The organism is Pseudomonas sp. VE 267-6A, from assembly GCF_024126555.1.
Taxonomy (GTDB): Bacteria; Pseudomonadota; Gammaproteobacteria; order Pseudomonadales; family Pseudomonadaceae; genus Aquipseudomonas; species Aquipseudomonas palmensis.
Genome location: NZ_JAMYBY010000002.1, coordinates 164140 through 182597 on the forward strand (window position 1 = coordinate 164140; position 18458 = coordinate 182597).

Sequence of the window (18458 nt, forward strand, 5' to 3'; positions counted from 1 at the left end):
TTAAATGAATGAATTACTGAATAATTTCGCTGCGGACGGGGCGGACACGGAGCTCGCCGTACTTGCCGAGGCTGCCCTGATGGCCATCACCGAAGCCCATGCCGAATGCGCTGGGGGCGGAGCGCTGCGAAGACGACCAATACCAGGCGCGCTGGAAGGCCTCTGGGCCGCCAGAGCGGAACGCCTCGTGCACGGTCTGGCCTGGGCTTTCCTCCGTGTAGAGCTGGCCTGCTGGCTCGCTGTTGAGGTTCTCGCCATCGCGGTTCCAGCAGTAGTTTTCCTCGGTGGTCGGCTTGAAGTGGCGGTACTGCAGCTCCTGCACATCACGTGCAGGGATCGCCCAGTCGTTGTGGCCACCGATGTTCAGCGCCAGGACCTGCTGGGCAATGGCGCTACCAGCAGCGGCCATTGCCTCGGTGTTGGCGCGGCTGTTGGTGAAGCTCTCGGCGCCATGGATCTTCTCGCCGTACTCGCCCCAGCGGCCTTGAAGTTCATGCTCGGCGCCGGCGGTGATCCACAGGTGGCGCTCGCCGGTTTCCGGATCGCGGGTGATGCCGGTGACGAAGCCGCCGCCGTAGGCTTCACCGATTGCTGGGAGGGTGGTGGATTGTGCTGCTTTCTCAACTGCGTTCATGTGCTGCTCCTTGACGTGCAGGCAACAAAAAGGGCGCCGATGCGCCCGTTTGTTCGAATGGATGAAGGATTAAATGAAGAATCTGCGGACGGGGCGGACACGGAGCTCGCCGTACTTGCCGTAGTAGTCCTGAGTGCCATCATCGAAGTGCATGAGGAATGCGTTGTAGGCGGAGCGCTGCGAGCTGCTCCAGTACGCCCCATCGGTGATCAGTCCGTGGACCCAAGCCTGGTAGAGCTGGGATGCGGCCGGAAGGTCGAAGTCGGCATGGCCGTCAGCGCGGTATGCCCGGGCTGCTTCAGCGGCAGGATGGCCGCCCTCGGCGATCAGAATGTCAGTGTTGGCCTTGCCGTCGTGCCGACTGGTCGCTTTCGACTCAGTATTGCGGCCGCCCCACTCATGCTCGCCAACATCGCTGTCGGCGAAGATCAGGTAGTGCTCTGGCACTTCACCGATGGCCGGCACGAAGCCGCCGTTGATGCCGCCCTGGCCCGGCCATGGCTGGCCGATCTCGGGGGCGGCTGCCGGTTGCGGCAGGATGCGGGTCTGCGCCGGCGGCGGAGCAATCTGGCCAAGAACCGATACCAGGGCCAGTTGGGCCACGGTAGCAGCTGGAAGCTTGATGGTGGCATCGCCGATGGTGAGCGTGATCTTTTCCTGTTTCATGCTGAATTCTCCATGGTTTCTGTTTTAGGCAGCCGACTGCAGCGCCTGAAGGGCGAAGTAAACACGGGCGCAGGCCTCAGTATCTGGACGGGCGCGGTGGCCACCGACCAGGTCTTCGCCGGTGAAGAACTTCAGTGCCTCGGCCACGGTGGGCTGCTTGAACTGCTTGCCCCGTCCGGCGGCGATCATCTTGGCAGTGGGTGGGCACTGCACGATGTTGGTGGTGGTCTGGCAGGTGCAGAACTTGTCGCCGGCGCGGTACTCGTCGGCCACCTCGGTACCGAAGAAGCGCATCAGGCCGATGCGCAGGATGCGATCGTCGAACGACACGTTGTGGGCTGCACGCAGTCCGGCCTGGCGCCAGATGCGCATGAAGCCTTCCAACGCTTCCTGCTCCGGGATGCCGTGCTCAAGCGCGAGCTCGTTGGTGATGCCGTGGATGACCGAAACTTCGTTGGGAATGTCCCAGCCGTCTGGGCGCACCATTGCTTCGAAGCTGTCGACCAGATCGCCCTGGGGGGTGTAGAGCAGGGCGCAGATGTCGACGATGTGCGGCTGGCGCGGATCGTCGCTGGGGTCACGGAACAGCGGCAGGCCGGTGGTTTCGGTGTCGAAAATGCAGATCAGATCGGACATGGTGGTTTCCTAGAGGCGAAAAGAAGGCGCCCGTAGGCGCCTGTGGGTGTTGCTTCGGTGGGCTGGGGATCAGGCGACCACGTCTTCCAGGGTGGCAGCGACCCTGTAGCTGTGGTCCAGCGCCGATTCGCCCTCGGCTTCCACCTCGATGACCTTGTCGTCGAGCAGGCGCATCAGCAGGGTGGTGACCTGCTCGCTGCTGATGGCCAGGCGGCTCTGCACCCAATGTGCTTTGAACGGCTTGCCGTTGGCCTTCAGCACGATCAGCTGCGTGGCGTCGTCATAGTCGAAGTCGCCGAACTCTTTGCTTACCTGGGTATCAGCAGTGGTCTGGGCCGTTTGTGGTTCCGGTTCCAGGTCTACGGCCTGATCGTTGTCGTCCTCCAGGGGAGTGTTGCGGCGGTCTCGATACATCGCCTCGGCAATGGCTCCAGCGCTCAACGGCAGTTCATGCTGGTCGCGCTCGGCGCGGATACCGTCCTTGCCTTCGTTGTAGTCGGCCGGGGCCAGCACCATCAGGCACAGCTTTCCGGCAACATCGATCAGGCCATGCCGGTTGGGGTCCTGGGCATCGATGGACGCGGTCACCGTGATGGCCTTCGCCTTGAACTTGGCGTCGACCACAGTCATCGGGATGGTGTCGACACTGCGGGTGCTGATGATGCCGACGGCGGTCATCACCGCCTCTTCAGCAATTTTGGTGATGCGGTCGATCACCTCCTGCTGATCGTCTTCGCCCAGGCGGCTGAACGGCACTTTCACGTTGCGCAGTTCGAACAGCGCCGCCTCCACCAGGTCGTGCACCATCAGCTCGTGGGCAAAGACCATGGGTTGGATGCCGTGGCGGCGAGCGCGGTCGATGGCTTCTTTGTGTTCAACTTTCATGGGTGATCCTCAGTATTTGCCGATTTGTTCCAGCTTTTTCTGCTGGTGTGGACTCAGAAGGGTGCGCGGGCCATGGCGCTTGAAGTTGGCCCGCAGGCTCTCGACGAACTCGTCTTCCCAAGCGCCCGACGCATGAAGTTCCGCGGAGGCAAGCAGGGCGCTGAATTCCTCGACTCGGTCGTACAGCTCTTCCACGGTCTGGGCGGCCATGGCTGGTTCTCCTGTCAGGCAGCGGCGCGGTTGGCCTGCACAGCTTGGATGTGGTTGATCAGCGCGGCGCAGATGCGCGTGAAGTCGCTGGCGCGGTACAGCTTTGCCGAACGCTCCGTTGCAACAGCGTCGAAGCCAAGCGAGCTCAGGAAGTCTGCCGGCAGCGTGAAGCCAAGGCGGGCGCTGATATCGCCCAGCTTGATGCGCTGGCCGTCGTCAGTGACCGCCTGGGTAACCGGCGTTGCACTGGTGATCGGCGTTGCCGCAGCCACTGGTTCAGGGTCTGGGTTGTGGATCTGTTCGACCACTGGTTGCTTGGCTTCTTCCTGCTGGCGCTGCTGCTCGCGGGCCAGCTCAGCATCGCGACGCTTCTGCTCTTCCTGCTCGTGCTCGTTGATCCGCACCTTGATCAGCGCGACCAGGTCGTCGTTGGCCTTCAGCACCAGTTCCTGGGCATCCGCGAACAGGAACTTATGGTTGGCGGCCAGTTCGTTCAGGCTGGCCAGGTTAGTGCGGATGCCATCTCCGATGCGGCTGGCCTCGATCTTGGCCCGGGCCAGCTCGGCCCCGGCGGCTTCATTGAGGCTGGCAACAGTCTTCTTGCCTTTGATGGAGCCGGCGAAGTCCGCCGGAACGCGCGGCATGCGGATGCGACCGCCGAGCGTTCCGTTGATCTGGTCGATATGGTCCTGAAGGGCCTTGGCCGAATCCATGACGATATCGCTGCGGATGGTGTCCTTGCGGTTCTTCACCAGCTTTTCCAGCTCCAGACGCTTGCGGCGGGCTTCTTCCTTGATATCGTCGATCGCCTTGAACAGAGCGTCGATACTCTCGGTCTGGCTCAGGGCGTGCTGTTTGGCAGCTTCCAGCCGGGATTCGACATCACCGCACCACTTCACGGTTTTTTCAGCGTCTGCGAAGTCTTGGTCATCCTTGAGGTCGGTGTTGATGCTGCTGAACACCTGCAAGGCGTGGGACTTGAAAGCGTCAAGGTTGCTCGCGGTAACCATGCCGGTGACTTCGATGCGCAGGGCCGGCAGTTGGTCCGGCGCCGCGCCGATCACTTCGGCCTTGGCCTCTTTCACTTCGAACGCACCCAGGTCTTCCTCGAACTGGGCCCAGCCGGCCACCAGTTGCTCCCGGCGGCCGGCCACGGGCCGGTATTCCAGGTGCTCGAAGTTGGTCTTCGTGCCATCCGAGCACACGAAGATCACGCGTTCGGCGCCACTGACCAGCAGCTGCTGCTCCAACTGCCAGTAGTAGTGGGGTTGCAATTCGCCGGCGCGGATCTGCGCGACTACTCCCTGGTTCCACAGCTTGTGCTCGAAGAGCGTGTCACCCAGCATCGTGGCCCCGTCCATCGAGGCCAGCAGGTTGCCGCTGGTTCCAACGATGGGGTAGAGCTCTTCGCCCAGCATTTCCTCGACCAGGGGGCGGGCCAGTTCCTCGGTAGCATGGCCACGGTCGAAGATGGCCTGTTGCTGGGGCGTGACCTCTTCAACAATGCCGGTCTTTTTCATGGCCAGCAGGTCGTTGCGTGTTTGGTACTTCGAGGCGCCCATCATCGCGGGCGCCTCCGAAGCGGTGAAGTAGCTGGCGCGGAGGGCATGCCACTCAGGCGTGCCCTGCTGAACGTTATGCACTTGCATCGGTGTGATCTCCTTCAATGGGGGCAAGCGCCTGGATGCGCTCGATCTGCTCGGGGGTAACGGTGTACTTGCTGGTCAGGTTCGCCAGCAGGTGATCGGGGCTGGTGCGGCCGGCGCCGATCATCGAGCGCCACATGTCCGCGTTCTCTTCGAGCTTGCTGTCGGGATAGGCCGGCAGTTGCTTAGGCTCATCGTCCCTGCGCACGTGCGCCTGGTTCAGTTCCCGCTCTGTCGGGATGTCCTGCAGCTCTTCGGCCATCGGCATGCCGCGCAGCACATCGGGGAACACGTCGCGCAAAGCAAAGGCCCGGGCCCGCAACTGGCGCATCCGCTTCGGGTACTGGGACCAAGGACCGGACTTACCGGACAGGCCGGCCAGCTTGGCGTCGGTCATGCTGAACGTGCGCGACTGTTCTTCCTCGCCGCGCCGCTTCACGCGGCAGGTGGCTGTCTCGCCGTCGTCGCTCTCGTAGATGTATTCACAGAGCGGCGAACTGCGGGCCAGGGCGATCACCGCGTCACCCCACAGCGCCGGTCGACCGTTGATGACGGCGATGTTCTGCATGGCCTGCATGGGCTGCAGGCCCAGTTCCATGCCCCACTGAATGGCAACCAGGATGTTGCCAGGGTTGTTGGCGAAGTCCTTCGGCACAATGGTCGACTTGGCCAGGTAGTCGGCGAACTTCAGCGCTTCCTCGATGTTCTGCGGGGCAAGGCTGAAGGTGGGTTTGATGGCAAGATCGCTCATGAGCGGGGTTCCTAAGGTGCGACCAGGCCGCCGATGGCGGGACCGATCAGGGTGAAGGTGATGAACAGGAAGCCGGTGAGGGCTGAAGCGGTGCGGATGGAGCGGCGCCGGCGGCGCTGGGCGGTGGTCATGGCCATGGCCTGAGCTGGGACATGACCAAGTCGTGAAGCGCCTTGCCGTTGCGGCTAATGCGCTGGCCACGCAACTGCCATTTCCTAGTAGATGGCCAACAGTCAATCACTCGGCCGTCAGGGAGCGACAACACCACGTGGAAGCCTTGGTTGTGCTTCTTGTGGGCAACTCCAGTTCTTGCTAGCCAAGTGTCGAAGCGCTGCATGGCTTGGGCTTTCATGCGCTTCTTGTGGCCTTCCGGGTTCGGTGCACTACCTTCACCGCCGCAGTTTCGGCAGCAGCGCGGATAGCCAACATCATCGCCGATGAAGCCAAGGCAGCTCATGCAGTGGGAGCCGTCGGCGATGTTGTCCTCGTAAAAGCTCATGGAAACCTCACAACGAACATGCGGCGGCGGATGCTGATCTTGGTGCCCGCCGGCAGATCGCCGACCAGAAAAAAGCCCTGACGGTGCAGGGCTTCGATCATTGCTTGGGCGGTGGGGGCGATGAAGCCCAGGCACTTACTGGTCATAGCGGCTCTCCAGCTGAATGTCGCGCTCATCAGAGCGCCAGTCGCCGGCCTGGAACGGGTGCCCGTCCGGCTCGGCATCGTCTTCGAAGGGTTCCGGCTCGTCGTCGGGCGGGTCGAGCCAGGCGTCGTAGGCGCTCACTGCTGCGCCACTCGTTCGATGCGCTCGTTCCGCAGCGTGCGGGCCAGAGCGCTGTATCGCGCCATGTCGATGCGCATGAGCATCAGGTTGTGCTCTTCATGGCCGATATCGCCACGGGCCAAGGCGTAGGCAACCATGCCGGCGGCGTAGCTGAGTTCACTTTCGGTAGCCACCAGGTCAACCGGCGGCGCCTCCAGCACCTTGCGAACACGTTCATTGAACAGGGGTAGGGCGGTTGGGTTGAACATGGTGGTGTCCTCGGTTGATTCCCCGCTGCACCCGGTCGCCCAGGTGCAGAAGTGGAATGTTCCTTGGAGCTGGCCTCCGTTTCACGCCACGGTGGGCTGGGCCGAACTACCGAGGATTTCTCGGTAGTTCATCTCGGGGGCTCTGAGAGCCCGACAGCCGACCACGCTCTGCATGCTGTCGGCTCTCGTTTATGCGGTGCTCGACGCTGCGCACCAGGGGTGAGGCTTCCCCTGTACCGAATTGAGGCATTCGGCTCGCTGCCATCCGTTGCACCAAGGTGCGGTTCGGATGAGCGAACAATACGAAAACGGATTGATGCAGTCAATACGTAAATGCATTTGTTTTTTTGCGGGCATGAAAAAGCCCGCTCAGTGGCGGGCCTCAAAATGGAGGGGCAGGTTAATCAGAAGTGGCGCTTGACCTTCCACGACCCATTTTGCCAGGTCGGCTCAAGCTCGGCGAAAAGCAGGAGCCCAGGAGATCCAGTTTCATCAATCATGGGGCCTATCATTGCTGCGCACAGCTTTCCAACCACATCAGAGGGGGTATCTTGAGTTGAAAATGCAGCAACCCCACGCCTAATACCTTGATCCGAAGGAATGTCGATAACGGCAAATGTTCCAGCCGTCCTAGATGAGCTGGTGGCGACCACAATGCAGGGAGTGAACTCTCCTTCATTCAGGCTTGTGTCCATGTACTTGCATGAGTACTCAAGTACACTTTTTGCATCTTTAAAATAAAGTTCTGCATGGTTTTTTTCTGCCGCTATTATCTTATTTTTCTTTCCACCATTCGCTATCCAATCGAAAAATTTTCCTATCACACGATCGTAAAGGAACGAAAATAAAATGCCGATCAAAAATATCCAAAAGCCGAATTTGGTCGCTGGGTAATTTTTATACGCGTATCTTTCAAAAAATATTGTCCCGACCCAGCGCTCGAAAAATACACTTGCCCGGTAAGAGTCAGATGCAATCTGAAATGCACCGACTACAGAAAGTGCCAGGCCAAGTAGAAGTATGGTGAATCCTATCCTTTTTATCGGTCTGTCCAGTACTTCCATCAGAGCTTTCGTGCGTTCCATGCCAGAAGTACCCTTGCGTGAATGGTTAGCGTCTCTAGGTCAGCACCCTTGATATCGAATGCTGGGAAAGCGTCGTTATCCGAAATCATTCGGATCATTTTAGGCAGCCGTTGTAGTCGCTTGATGTACAGAACCCCGTCCAATGTGAACAAGTAAACTCCATCAACAAGAACCTCATGTACACCCTTGTCGATTATGAGTGGATCCCCGCTGGTGAATGTCTTTTCCATGCTTTCACCGAAACCAGTGATGACCGCAAGATTTTCTGGCCGGCTATAACTTATCCCTTGTTCACGCAGGTATTCGGTTCGCACGGTAATATTACGGATCGTCTCGATGTAGTCGCTCGGAATTACCTGTCCTGGCCCCATAGATCCCTTCACGTCGTATTGAGGAATACTGATGTCACCTTTCGCTCTTGGCGAAAAGTTCCCTTCGACGACATTCGATCCCTTCTCACGGTCGCCTCCACGCCACAGCCAATCAGATGTAACTCCAAGCGCCCTTGCGATTTTCTCGACATTGTCCTGCCGAGGGTTCTTCGACTCTCCAGTGACAATGCGATGGATCGTAGGCTGATTGACGCCTGAGCGCCTTCCCAGCTCGCCCTCCGACATGCCTTGGCGCTCCATTTCCCCAGCAAGCCTATCGCCAATCTTCATTCTGTAACCCATAGAAAAACGTATTGAAAAAGGAGTCTATTGCAGCCTTCAATCCGCTTGCGTATTATCGATCAATACGTAAACGAATTGGTGAGCAGAATGACCATCCAGAAAATGCTTGCAGACCTCGCTGATTGGGGGTTCTCCCAAGCAGCAATCGCGAAGCAGGTCGGCACAACTCAGCCGACTATCCATCGAGCCAGCAAGGGTTCCGGAATCGGCTACGAGACTGGCAAAGCCATTGAAGCCATGCACAAAGAGGCAGAAGCCTCAAGATTGGCGGCCTGACCATGTCGACGACCAAATTAGGCCCGGAACAGGCTGCAAGAGCCCGCAAGAATCTGCACTTCATCTTGCAGCGGGTGACCTCCGTCGGTAACGCGCCCATCGCGCTTGCAGTCGGTTGCGACGAGGCGACCATCAGCCGCATGCGCCCGGAGAAGTTCGAACAGTTCGCGCAGATCCTTGCAGTGCTTGGCCTCAAGGTCGTGCCCAGCGAAATGCGATGCTTCAACGAGCGCGACATCGAGATGTTCATACACGGTTCAAAGCGCTGGATGGAGCACGTCCAGGGGCTGGACCAGCTCGAGGAGGGTTGACCCGTGGACTGGTTCCGGATGTATGGCGAGTTCGCCACAGACCCCAAAGTGCAGATGATGAGCGAGGCCGACCAGCGGCGCTTCATCATGCTGCTTTGCCTGCGTTGCAGTAACGAAGGTGTAACGTTACATGAAACGGAAATCGCATTTCAGATGCGCATTACCGATGAGCAGTGGCAGGCCACGAAAGCGCTGTTTTTGAGCAAGGGGCTCATCACGGAAGACTGCCAGCCGAACGCGTGGGACAAGAGGCAATTCGTCTCCGACTCAAGCAAGGCAAGGGTTGCAGCGCATCGAGCAAAGAAGAAACAGCAGCGTAACGTTACGGTAACGCCCCCAGATACAGATACAGATACAGAAGAAAACACACATACCGCGCAGGCGAACGATTCGCCTCCAGCGCTGATCGAGGACCAAACCGCGCGTCCTCGCTTCGCAATGACCGACGATTGGGAGCCCGAATCCCGCTCGTTCACCGCAGTCCTTGCTCGCAACGGCATGGCCAACCAACGGTTCAACGCCGACCAACTGCTGGAATTCCGTTCGTACTGGATCAGCCGCCCCGGTGACCACAAGACCCAGTCCCAGTGGGAGCACGCACTTGCGCAGCAACTGAAACGCCAATCCCGAATCCAGCAAGCAGAGGGCACACGCCATGAAACCGGTGGACGAACTCCTGGTCGCAGCACGCGCAACGCTCACGACATCCTCACAGACCCCAATTGGTGAACCGGTACCCGAGAACGTGACGCCCATGGAACAGGCCCTGCGGGATGCTGTTCGCCGGATCTTCACCACGCTCAAGATCACGTTCCCGGCCTGGTACGAGAAACACTACGGCGACGAGCGCGCCGAACACCTGGCCCGCCGCGTATGGCGCGAGACCATCAGCGAACTGGGCGACGAAGCCGTAGACCGAGGCCTGCACCGCATGGTCAAGGAATGCAAATTTCCGCCATCGCCCAGTGACTTCCTGGAGCTCTGCCAGCGTGTCGACGACATGCCGAACGTGCAAGACGCCTGGTGGGAAGCGCTGAGCGGTAAGTACTCGCACGAGGCTGTCAGGGTCGCAGCCGAAGCGACCGGCACGTTCGATCTTCGCGCAGCAACCGGCAAGGAAAAAGGGCTGTTCCAGCAGTTCGAACGAAACTACGCCATCGTCCAGCGCCGCGCCCAGAACGCACAGCCCCTCGACGGGAAGATCGCCAAGGGCATCGAGCGCGAATGCGGCATGAAGGCCCAACTGGCTCGAACCCACCAGGAAGCCCGCGACCTGATCGCCGCACAGAACATACCAACCGACCCGAAGGCCGCGCGCGCTCTGCTGCTGGCCAAGATGGGCATCCGGAGAGACAACCATGCATGACGCAAAGAATTTCTATGGACGTATTGACGAACTGTTAGCCGAGCAGGCCGAAGAGGTCGCAAGAGCAAACGTCCACTTGGACCGCGCTGGGGAGATACAGGCGCAAATTCGCCGCTTGCTCGATACCCGTGATGCCTTGGGTAAGGCGGCAGCCAATGAATGACCTCAAGCCAGTTTCGTTCCTGGTACCGGGCGAACCAGTGGGGAAGGGCAGACCACGGGTCAGCACCATCGCCGGGCATGCCCGCATGTACACACCGGCCAAGACCGCCGGCTACGAAGGCCTCATCGCCATGGCCGGCACCACCGCAATGGCCGGCCGCACGCTGCTGGAAGGCGCTGTGCTGGTCGAGCTGCGCATCGTGATGGCCGTTCCTCAATCCAAGTCGAAAAAGTGGAAGGCCCAGGCCCTGGCCGGCGAGGTATTCCCGACCAAGAAGCCCGACATGGACAACGTGATCAAGGCCATCTACGACGGCCTCAACGGCGTTGTGTGGAAGGACGACGTGCAGGTCGTGGATGCGTTCGTGCGCAAGCGCTACGGCGAAGTGCCGGGCGTTCACGTCCGGATTGTGCCGCTGGAGAGTGCAGCTTGACCCGCAACACAACGATCTACGCAGAACTACGCAAGGGGGCGGTATGAAGCTTTTCAGTGCAAGGCTCGCATGGCACGACGCGTTCTACACGCCCTGGGACAGCGTCATGCACCACGGCCTGGAGGGGGCGAAGCTGGCCATGCGAGGCTTTGTGGCCAACGAGACACGGCCCGAGCGGTGGGAGAACCTGGGCAAGACCGCTCACATGGCACTGGCCGGCCGTGTGCAGCACGCGATTTCCAGTCTGCCGCCGATGTACCAGGTGTTCGGGCATCACCTGTACGCCCCGGTGGTGGACACGCCGACTTCGAACAACTGGGAAGAGGCGGCCGTTGCCCTGCTGGCGGGTGCTGTGGAACTGGAGCTGGAGCGACGCGGGCAGAAGCGCCTGTGCGACTTCGGCAGCCGGGAGTGGTACGTGGCCCGTGGCGTACTCACCCGGTACCGGCACATGGTGCAGGGCGGCATGGGCGCCAACCCTGACCCGATGAGTGACCCGTGGGTGTTCCGCACCTGGCTGGCCGACGAGCACGGCGTCGAGCTCGACAGCCGCAACTGGGCGCGCAACTGGGGCTGGCTGGTGCAGATGATGTTCGATCAGGCTGGTATCATCGACGGCATGTGCTTGCGTCCAGTTGGGCGCGTGCTGAGCGATGAACGGGAGGCCGCATGAGCGACATGAAGGGCATCATTGAAAAATCTGTCGGCGAGCATAACGACTTGCTCAAGACCCTCATGACTGATCGAGAGCTGCTGGAGCTGGCCGCGAAGGCTGCTGGATACAGAGTCGAAGAGCATCAGCCAACTGGTGGTTTTATCGCCAAGCAGGGTTTTCTGCAGTGGCGCGCTTGGGACCCGCTCTTCGATGACGGTGATGCCCTGCGTTTGGCAGTTCAGCTGTGCATGAACATTGAAGTTACCGAGAGCGATGTCTACGCATGCAGCCATGGGAATTTCAGCGAGCCAGCAAAGCCTGACCGGCAAGCAGCAACTCGCCGCGCAATTGTCAGGGCGGCGGCCGAGGTTGGAAAATCAATGCCTTGACAGCGATGTGCGGGTTTTGGCAAGATTTCCCCAAGTTGTGCAGTAGCACCCGAACCTAAATAAACCCGCCACCGAGCGGGTTTTTTGTTGCCCACGAATTCATCCAGACCCCGCCATCGAGCGGGGTTTGTCGTTTCTGGAGGCCCTATGAAAGCCCCAGCCAGCAGGAGTAGCAGCATGTCGAAACCGGAAGGCATCGTTGAAGCAGTCGGCGCCTCGGTGGCGAACAAAGGCATGCTGGTGGGGGCGTCAGCGGGCCTGGCCGGCTGGCTGTCCCAGGTGAACTGGATCGGGATCATCGGTGTGGCGCTGGCCGCCCTGGGCTTCCTGGTCAACACGTGGTTCCAGATCCGTAAGGACCGCCGCGAGTCAGCCGAAAGCGCCGCCCGGCTCCGGGCCCTGCGTGAGCAGTGCGAGCGATGAGCGTCCGCCAGCGCATTGCTGTAGGCCTGCTGGCTGTCAGTGCTGCCGGTTTCGGTACCTGGAAGGCCAGCGAGGGGTTCACCGACGTGGCGGTCATCCCCACCAAGGGTGACGTGCCCACCATAGGCCACGGCAGCACCCGCTACGAGGACGGCACCAGGGTCCGCATGGGTGACACGATCACCCGCCAGCGCGCCGAGGTGCTGGCCCGCAACCTGCTGACCCAGGACGAGAAAGCATTCGCCGCCAGCCTGCCGGGCGTGAATCTGTTCCAGGACGAGTTCGACCTGTACATGGACTTCGTCGGCCAGTACGGCATGGGCACCTGGCGCGCCGGCTCGCCCCGCCGCGACCTGCTGGCCGGCAACTACGTCCAGGCCTGCCACGACCTGCTCAAGTACCGGTTCGCCGCCGGCTACGACTGCAGCACCAAGGTCAACGGCCAGCCCAACAAGCGCTGCTGGGGCGTCTGGCAGCGCCAGCTCGACCGCCACGCCAAGTGCATGGCGGCTCAGCAATGACCCGCTACCTGATAGCCGCCCTGGTCGCCTGCGGCCTACTCATGTACGGCGGCTGGCAGAAGATCCAGCACCAGACCGGCCAGCTCGATCAGCAGGCCCAGGACATCGACACCCTGCAGCGCGCCGCAGAGTCGCGCCGCAACACCATCAAGCTGCTGGCCGACCTCGACACCCAACACACCCAGGAGCGCGAACGTGCGAACCAGACCAATGCCAGCCTTCGTGCTGATGTCGCTGCTGGCAAGCGCCGGCTGTCAGTCCTCGCCACCAGTTGCACCGCTACTGGATCTGCCACCGCCGCCGGCGTGGGCCATGCAGAAGCGCGAGCCGAACTTGACCCAGCGGCTGCTGAACGAATTGTCCGAATCGCCAACGACGGCGACGACGCCATCCGCCAACTGAACGCCTTGCAGGACTATGTCCGCACGGCTTGCACGGGACCAGCGCAATGACCCAGTACCAAGTGAAGACACCCGATGGTGTGGTGCACCGTATCGAGGCCGTAACCCATGTCAACGACTCGCTCGGCCTGACCCTGTATGCGGCAGCCGGCGGCACCGCAGCGATATTCCCAAGGTTCGAGTGGATGCGCCTGGTGCCGGCCGTTGTCGATCAGCCTGCCGATAGCTCGAGCACTACCAGCACCAGCGAAACAACCAACAGCGGCGAGGTTGTAGCCCCGGCCGCAACCGGCGAGTGATCCACCGATGGCCCTGACCGCAAAGCAGCAGCGTTTCGTCGTCGAGTACCTGGTCGACCTGAACGCAACGCAAGCGGCCATCAGGGCCGGGTATGCCCCAGCAAGGGCGCGCGAGCAGGCCTACCAGCTGATGAAGCGTCCGGCAGTCAAGGCAGCCATAGAGCAGGCCATGGGCGACCGCAGCAAGCGCCTGAAGGTAGATGCCGACTACGTGCTGCAGCGGCTCGTCGAGATCGACCAGCTCGACGTGATCGACATTCTGGAGGACGACCTGTCCCTCAAGCCGCTCAAGCAGTGGCCCAAGGCCTGGCGCCAGTACCTGGTCGGCTTCGACTTGGCGGAAATGTTCGAGGGCCAGGGCAAGGAGCGGGACATGGTCGGCATCCTCAAGAAGATCAAGTGGCCCGACAAGGTCCGAAACCTGGAGCTACTGGGCAAGCACGTCAACGTGAACGCCTTCAAGGAGCAGGTTGAGGTGAACGTGACCGGGCTCGCCGACCGAATGGCCAAGGCCAAGGCGCGTGCCCGTGACCGCTCCAGCCGAGATTGACTACGAGCAGGAGCTGGCGGACGACATCGCCAGTTTCACTGACGACCCGCTGGGCTATGTCCTGTATGCGTTTCCGTGGGGAGAGGAAGGCACAGAGCTGGCCAACAAGACCGGCCCCCGAAAGTGGCAGCGCGAGGTGCTGGATTCGATCGGTGAGCAGTTGCGTGCCGGCGCCAGAGATCGCGGCGAGGTAATTCGCGAAGCTGTGGCCAGCGGCCACGGTATCGGCAAGTCTGCGCTGGTGTCCTGGATCATCAAGTGGGCGCTAGACACCGAGGTCGACACCCGTGGGGTGGTCACGGCCAACACCGAAAGCCAGCTGCGCACCAAGACCTGGCCAGAGGTGGCCAAGTGGAACCGCCTTTCGATCACCGCCCACTGGTTCAAGCTGACCGGCACCGCGCTGATCAGCACCGACCCGGGCCACGAAAAGAACTGGCGCATCGACGCGGTGCCTTGGTCCGACACCAACACCGAGGCTTTCGCCGGCCTGCACAACGAAGGGAAGCGCATCCTGCTGATCTTCGACGAGGCATCGGCCATCGCCGACCTGGTGTGGGAAGTGGCAGAAGGCGCGCTGACCGACGCCGACACCGAAATCATCTGGGCTGCCTTCGGCAACCCGACCCGTAACAGCGGCCGATTCCGCGAGTGCTTCACCAAGTTCAAGCACCGCTGGCGGCACCGCCAGGTCGACAGCCGCACTGTCGACGGCACAAACAAGACGCAGATCGCCAAGTGGATCGCCGACTACGGCGAAGACAGCGACTTCGTCCGTATCCGCGTTCGCGGCATGTTCCCGAGGGCTTCCGACTTGCAGCTGATCCCAACCGACTGGGTGGCCGAGGCCATGCGGCGCGAAGGCGTGTTCGGCATGGACGACGCCCTGGTCTGCGGCATCGACATTGCCCGCGGCGGCATGGACAACAACGTCATCCGGTTCCGGCGCGGCATGGATGCCAAGAGCATCAAGCCGATCAAGATCCCCGGCAGCGAGACGCGCGACACCACACCGTTCATTGCCAAGGTCTGCACCCTGGTGGTCGAGCACCGGCCTGATGCGGTGTTCGTCGACTCCACCGGGGTGGGCGGCCCGGTCGCCGACCAGCTTCGGCGCCTGCTGCCCGGCGTGATGATCATCGACGTGAACTTCGCCAGCCAGGCGCCCGACCGGCACTACGCGAACATGCGGACCTACATCTGGTGGCGCATGCGTGAGGCTATCAAGGCAGGCCTGGCCATTGAAAGCGACACCGAGCTCGAAACCGAACTCACCAGCCCCGAGTACGACCACAACGCGTCGGACCAGATCGCGCTGGAGAAGAAGAAAGACATCAAGAAGCGCCTGGGAATCAGTCCAGACGACGGAGACGCGCTGGCCCTGACCTTCACCATGCCGGTGATGAAGAGCCAGTACCAGGCCGGGCGGGGTGGCAGCAGCCACGTATCCGACTACGACCCATTCAACAACTGAGGACTTCCCCCATGGGTGGAGCAGTCAAGAAAGTGGCCAGCGTTGCAACGCTCGGCCTGAGCGACGCCGTGCTCGGCGACTCATTCAGCACGCCGAAAAGCAACGACACCACTGCTGAGCAGGTCAACACCAACGATGTGTCCACCGCAGATGCTGAGGGACTGGCCGCAGACAAGCGCCGGCGCGCCAAGGCTGCTGGCATCTCGTCCACCATCTTGGGCGGTGCGAGCGCGGCAGCAGCGCCGACCACCACCAAGACCTTGCTGGGGCAATAACCATGGCCACCGACAGCCCACGCAAGCTGGCCGAGAAGCGGCTGTTGGCACTGAAGAATGAGCGGTCGTCCTGGGATGTGAACGCCAAGGAAATCTCCGACTTCATTCTGCCCATGCGCTCCCGGGTGATGTCCGACGACACCAACCGCGGCGACCGGCGCAACAACAAGATCATCAACAATCGGGCGACCATGGCCAGCCGCACTACGGCGTCGGGGATGATGAGCGGTATCACGTCGCCGGCCCGCCCCTGGTTCAACCTTGCGCCCGTGGCGCGAACCATCATGGAGTTTGGCCCAGTCAAGTCGTGGTTCTACGAGTGCACCCAGCGCATGCGCGACGTGTTTCTGCGCTCGAACCTGTACCAGGTGCTTCCGACCTGCTACCAGGAAGGCGCCACATTCGGCACCGGCTGCATCTGGGTTGATGAAAGTCCGGACACCGTGATTCGTTGCGAGGCGTTCACCTGGGGCGAGTACTACCTGGCGAACGGCGCAGACGGCCGCTGCAACGCGATCTACCGCGAATTCAAGTGGACCGTGAACCAGCTTGCCGAGAAGTTCGGCAGTGCGTCGCTGAGCCCCACAGCACAGTCAATGCTGGATGCAGGCAGCGGCGACCAGTTCATCAGCTGCGCTCAGCGGGTTGAGCTCAACATGAACGCGAACCCAGACCGCGCAGACGGCCGCAGCTTGCCGTTCAGCGCGCTCACCTGGGAAGTTGGTGCGCCCGGTGACCAGGTTCTCGAGCACCGCGGCTATCACGAATTCCCGGCCATGGCGTTTCGCTGGGACTTGCTGCCTGGTGATGCCTACGGTACCGGCCCTGGCCGCATTTGCTTGGGCGACGTGAAGGCCCTGCAGCTGTACGAGCGCCAGGCCGCACGCATGACCGAGACTGGGGCGAACCCACCCCTACAGGCTCCCGCAGAGCTCAAGGGCCAACCCAGCAGCACCATACCGGGCGGCGTGACGTACGTGCCAATGGTTGGCGGCCACAACCAGATGGCACCGATCTATCAGCCGAATGCGGCCTGGCTGGCACCCATCCAGAGCAAGATCAAGGAGCATGAGGCACGCATCAACGAGGCGTTCTTCGTCGATCTGTTCCTGATGGTCAGCCAGCTAGACACCGTGCGCACCGCTACCGAGATCGCGGCGCGCAAGGAAGAGAAGATGCTGATGCTCGGGCCGGTGCTGGAGCGCATCAACGATGACCTACTTGACCCGCTGATCGACCGGACCTTCAACATCATGCTGCGCCAGTCGGTCCCGATCTGGGCCGGCATCATCGATGGCGACCCGTTGCTGCCGCCACCGCCCGAAGAGCTGATCAACGCGAACAGCGAGATTCAGGCGGTGTACGTATCGATCCTGGCCCAGGCCCAGAAGTCGCAGAACGTGCTGGGGCTGGAGCGCTTTGCGACCCTGGCCGGCAACCTCTCGGGTGCATTCCCCGAGGTCCTAGACAAAGTCGACTCCGACCAGCTCGTCGAGGAATACGCCGATGCCATCGGCGTGGTGCCGACCGTTGTCCGTGGTGCCGATCAGGTCGCGGCCATCCGCGAGCAGCGTGCGCGCCAGCAGCAGGCCGAGCAGGCGCAGCAGGCCATGGGCCAAGCCATCCAGGGCGCCAAGCTCCTATCCGAAACCGAAGTCACCCCGGACAACGTCCTGGGGCAGATGCTGGGAGCCTAAATGGACGAGAACGCCGAGATCCTGCAGAAGCAGGAGGAACAGCGGCACCTGCTGCAATTGCAGGCTGAGCAGGACTTCACCTGGCTGATGGCCGACCCGCGCGGCCGCCGGCTGGTGTGGGCCGACCTGGCCCGTGCCCGCGTCTTCCACCCGATCTTCGACCAGAACCCCAGCCAGATGGCCTTCAACGAGGGTGGACGCCAGTACGGTCTGTGGCTGCTGGAACGCATCAACACCCTGTGCCCGCACCTGTACCTGGTGATGGTGCAGGAGAACACCACAAATCCCGACGAGGTAAACGCATGAACATCTTCATCCACGGCCGTCTGGGCCACTTCCTCATGAACGAAGCCGGCGCCGATGGTGCTGATGCTGGCGGCGCAGCTACCACCCAGGCCACTGGCGAGCCACAGAGCAACATCCTCGGCGGTGCTCCTGCTGCACAGCAGGGCCAGCAGCAACAGCAGGCCGAGCAGGGCCAGAAGGCGCCGGAAGGCCAGCAGCAGGGCCAGAAGACTGAAGGCGAGGGCGATCAGGCGCAAAAGCCTGTTGTGCCTGAGGCTTACACCTTCGCCGAGCTGCCCGAAGGCTACGAACTCAGCGCCGAACAGTTGGCCGAGGTAACCCCGCTGCTGAAGGAACTGAACCTGACCCAGGAGCAGGCCAACAAGCTGGTTGCCTTCGACGCGCAGCGCGCACTGGCTGCCGAGCAGGCCGGCCTGCAACAGCGCCAGGGTCTGGTCACCGGCTGGGAGAAGTCCCTGCGTGATGACGCGGACTTCGGCGGTGCCAACTTCGACGCAAACGTCGGTGTGGCCCAGAAGGCCCTGGCCCAGTTCGGCACGCCCGAGCTGAGCACCATGCTCAAGGAGTCCGGCCTGGGCTCCCACCCCGAAGTTGTACGGCTCTTCCACCGGATCGGCCAGCAGTTGGCCGAGGGCCAGTTGCACTCCGGTGCAGCTCCGGCAAAAGAAATGACCATCGTTGATGCCTTCCGGTAAGGCCA

31 protein-coding genes are annotated in these 18458 nt (G+C 61.6%); 18 read left to right on the top strand and 13 right to left on the bottom strand.

What is annotated here, in order from left to right:
* Positions 1-13: 13 nt before the first annotated feature.
* From NJH59_RS02570 to NJH59_RS02630, 13 genes are all read right to left on the bottom strand, one after another.
* Positions 14-634, bottom strand: a complete 621-nt coding sequence (locus NJH59_RS02570) for a DUF1566 domain-containing protein (RefSeq protein WP_253086313.1) — start codon at positions 632-634, stop codon at positions 14-16.
* A gap of 69 nt (positions 635-703) precedes the next feature.
* Entirely contained in the window at positions 704-1300 is a 597-nt protein-coding gene (locus NJH59_RS02575) for a DUF1566 domain-containing protein (protein WP_253086314.1), read from the bottom strand.
* A 24-nt stretch (positions 1301-1324) separates the two neighbouring features.
* Positions 1325-1936 carry a 3'-5' exonuclease gene (locus NJH59_RS02580; protein ID WP_253086315.1) on the bottom strand — a complete coding sequence of 204 codons (612 nt, stop codon included), beginning with the start codon at positions 1934-1936 and terminating at the stop codon, positions 1325-1327.
* A gap of 69 nt (positions 1937-2005) precedes the next feature.
* Positions 2006-2821, bottom strand: a complete 816-nt coding sequence (locus tag NJH59_RS02585) for a DNA translocase FtsK (RefSeq protein WP_253086316.1) — start codon at positions 2819-2821, stop codon at positions 2006-2008.
* A 9-nt stretch (positions 2822-2830) separates the two neighbouring features.
* Positions 2831-3031, bottom strand: coding sequence for a hypothetical protein (locus tag NJH59_RS02590; RefSeq protein WP_253086317.1), 201 nt, complete (start codon positions 3029-3031; stop codon positions 2831-2833).
* A 14-nt stretch (positions 3032-3045) separates the two neighbouring features.
* On the bottom strand, positions 3046-4680 hold the full coding sequence (locus NJH59_RS02595) for a YqaJ viral recombinase family protein (RefSeq protein WP_253086318.1): 1635 nt from the start codon (positions 4678-4680) through the stop codon (positions 3046-3048).
* Positions 4667-5428 (bottom strand): recombinase RecT, encoded by a 762-nt coding sequence (locus tag NJH59_RS02600; RefSeq protein WP_253086319.1) that lies wholly within the window; start codon positions 5426-5428, stop codon positions 4667-4669. Before NJH59_RS02600 ends, NJH59_RS02595 begins: the two co-directional genes overlap by 14 nt.
* A gap of 127 nt (positions 5429-5555) precedes the next feature.
* Positions 5556-5927 (bottom strand): hypothetical protein, encoded by a 372-nt coding sequence (locus NJH59_RS02605; RefSeq protein ID WP_253086320.1) that lies wholly within the window; start codon positions 5925-5927, stop codon positions 5556-5558.
* Entirely contained in the window at positions 5924-6073 is a 150-nt protein-coding gene (locus NJH59_RS02610) for a hypothetical protein (RefSeq protein ID WP_253086321.1), read from the bottom strand. Before NJH59_RS02610 ends, NJH59_RS02605 begins: the two co-directional genes overlap by 4 nt.
* Entirely contained in the window at positions 6063-6212 is a 150-nt protein-coding gene (locus NJH59_RS02615; RefSeq protein ID WP_253086322.1) for a hypothetical protein, read from the bottom strand. The genes NJH59_RS02610 and NJH59_RS02615 overlap by 11 nt, the downstream gene beginning before the upstream one ends.
* Positions 6209-6460 carry a hypothetical protein gene (locus tag NJH59_RS02620; RefSeq protein WP_253086323.1) on the bottom strand — a complete coding sequence of 84 codons (252 nt, stop codon included), beginning with the start codon at positions 6458-6460 and terminating at the stop codon, positions 6209-6211. The genes NJH59_RS02615 and NJH59_RS02620 overlap by 4 nt, the downstream gene beginning before the upstream one ends.
* Before the next feature lie 404 nt (positions 6461-6864).
* Positions 6865-7524, bottom strand: coding sequence for a hypothetical protein (locus NJH59_RS02625; RefSeq protein WP_253086324.1), 660 nt, complete (start codon positions 7522-7524; stop codon positions 6865-6867).
* Positions 7524-8207 (bottom strand): XRE family transcriptional regulator, encoded by a 684-nt coding sequence (locus NJH59_RS02630; protein WP_253086325.1) that lies wholly within the window; start codon positions 8205-8207, stop codon positions 7524-7526. The genes NJH59_RS02625 and NJH59_RS02630 overlap by 1 nt, the downstream gene beginning before the upstream one ends.
* 99 nt (positions 8208-8306) lie before the next feature.
* Here NJH59_RS02630 and NJH59_RS02635 point away from each other — a divergent pair, with 99 nt between their 5' ends.
* From NJH59_RS02635 to NJH59_RS02720, 18 genes are all read left to right on the top strand, one after another.
* On the top strand, positions 8307-8495 hold the full coding sequence (locus NJH59_RS02635; RefSeq protein WP_253086326.1) for a hypothetical protein: 189 nt from the start codon (positions 8307-8309) through the stop codon (positions 8493-8495).
* A gap of 2 nt (positions 8496-8497) precedes the next feature.
* Entirely contained in the window at positions 8498-8806 is a 309-nt protein-coding gene (locus tag NJH59_RS02640; RefSeq protein WP_253086327.1) for a CII family transcriptional regulator, read from the top strand.
* 3 nt (positions 8807-8809) lie between these two features.
* Complete coding sequence (locus tag NJH59_RS25580; RefSeq protein ID WP_253086328.1) at positions 8810-9535, top strand: DnaT-like ssDNA-binding domain-containing protein; 726 nt, start codon at positions 8810-8812, stop codon at positions 9533-9535.
* A 25-nt stretch (positions 9536-9560) separates the two neighbouring features.
* Complete coding sequence (locus tag NJH59_RS02650; RefSeq protein ID WP_253086329.1) at positions 9561-10172, top strand: replication protein P; 612 nt, start codon at positions 9561-9563, stop codon at positions 10170-10172.
* Complete coding sequence (locus tag NJH59_RS02655) at positions 10165-10335, top strand: hypothetical protein (RefSeq protein ID WP_253086330.1); 171 nt, start codon at positions 10165-10167, stop codon at positions 10333-10335. Before NJH59_RS02650 ends, NJH59_RS02655 begins: the two co-directional genes overlap by 8 nt.
* Entirely contained in the window at positions 10328-10768 is a 441-nt protein-coding gene (locus NJH59_RS02660; RefSeq protein WP_253086331.1) for a RusA family crossover junction endodeoxyribonuclease, read from the top strand. Before NJH59_RS02655 ends, NJH59_RS02660 begins: the two co-directional genes overlap by 8 nt.
* Before the next feature lie 43 nt (positions 10769-10811).
* Complete coding sequence (locus NJH59_RS02665; RefSeq protein ID WP_253086332.1) at positions 10812-11441, top strand: hypothetical protein; 630 nt, start codon at positions 10812-10814, stop codon at positions 11439-11441.
* On the top strand, positions 11438-11812 hold the full coding sequence (locus NJH59_RS02670) for a hypothetical protein (protein WP_253086333.1): 375 nt from the start codon (positions 11438-11440) through the stop codon (positions 11810-11812). Before NJH59_RS02665 ends, NJH59_RS02670 begins: the two co-directional genes overlap by 4 nt.
* A gap of 177 nt (positions 11813-11989) precedes the next feature.
* Positions 11990-12235 carry a holin gene (locus NJH59_RS02675; protein ID WP_253086334.1) on the top strand — a complete coding sequence of 82 codons (246 nt, stop codon included), beginning with the start codon at positions 11990-11992 and terminating at the stop codon, positions 12233-12235.
* On the top strand, positions 12232-12756 hold the full coding sequence (locus tag NJH59_RS02680; protein ID WP_253086335.1) for a lysozyme: 525 nt from the start codon (positions 12232-12234) through the stop codon (positions 12754-12756). Before NJH59_RS02675 ends, NJH59_RS02680 begins: the two co-directional genes overlap by 4 nt.
* On the top strand, positions 12753-13208 hold the full coding sequence (locus tag NJH59_RS02685; protein ID WP_253086336.1) for a lysis system i-spanin subunit Rz: 456 nt from the start codon (positions 12753-12755) through the stop codon (positions 13206-13208). The genes NJH59_RS02680 and NJH59_RS02685 overlap by 4 nt, the downstream gene beginning before the upstream one ends.
* The gene (locus tag NJH59_RS02690) at positions 13205-13456 is read left to right on the top strand and encodes a hypothetical protein (protein ID WP_253086337.1); all 252 of its coding nucleotides are present in this window, start codon (positions 13205-13207) and stop codon (positions 13454-13456) included. Before NJH59_RS02685 ends, NJH59_RS02690 begins: the two co-directional genes overlap by 4 nt.
* Before the next feature lie 7 nt (positions 13457-13463).
* A complete protein-coding gene (locus NJH59_RS02695; protein WP_253086338.1) occupies positions 13464-14006 on the top strand; it encodes a terminase small subunit in 543 nt (180 codons plus the stop codon).
* On the top strand, positions 13984-15480 hold the full coding sequence (locus tag NJH59_RS02700) for a terminase (RefSeq protein ID WP_253086339.1): 1497 nt from the start codon (positions 13984-13986) through the stop codon (positions 15478-15480). Before NJH59_RS02695 ends, NJH59_RS02700 begins: the two co-directional genes overlap by 23 nt.
* 11 nt (positions 15481-15491) lie before the next feature.
* Positions 15492-15755 (top strand): hypothetical protein, encoded by a 264-nt coding sequence (locus NJH59_RS02705; protein ID WP_253086340.1) that lies wholly within the window; start codon positions 15492-15494, stop codon positions 15753-15755.
* 2 nt (positions 15756-15757) lie between these two features.
* On the top strand, positions 15758-17452 hold the full coding sequence (locus NJH59_RS02710) for a portal protein (protein ID WP_253086341.1): 1695 nt from the start codon (positions 15758-15760) through the stop codon (positions 17450-17452).
* On the top strand, positions 17453-17758 hold the full coding sequence (locus NJH59_RS02715; RefSeq protein WP_253086342.1) for a hypothetical protein: 306 nt from the start codon (positions 17453-17455) through the stop codon (positions 17756-17758).
* Entirely contained in the window at positions 17755-18453 is a 699-nt protein-coding gene (locus tag NJH59_RS02720) for a hypothetical protein (protein ID WP_253086343.1), read from the top strand. Before NJH59_RS02715 ends, NJH59_RS02720 begins: the two co-directional genes overlap by 4 nt.
* Positions 18454-18458 lie beyond the last annotated feature (5 nt).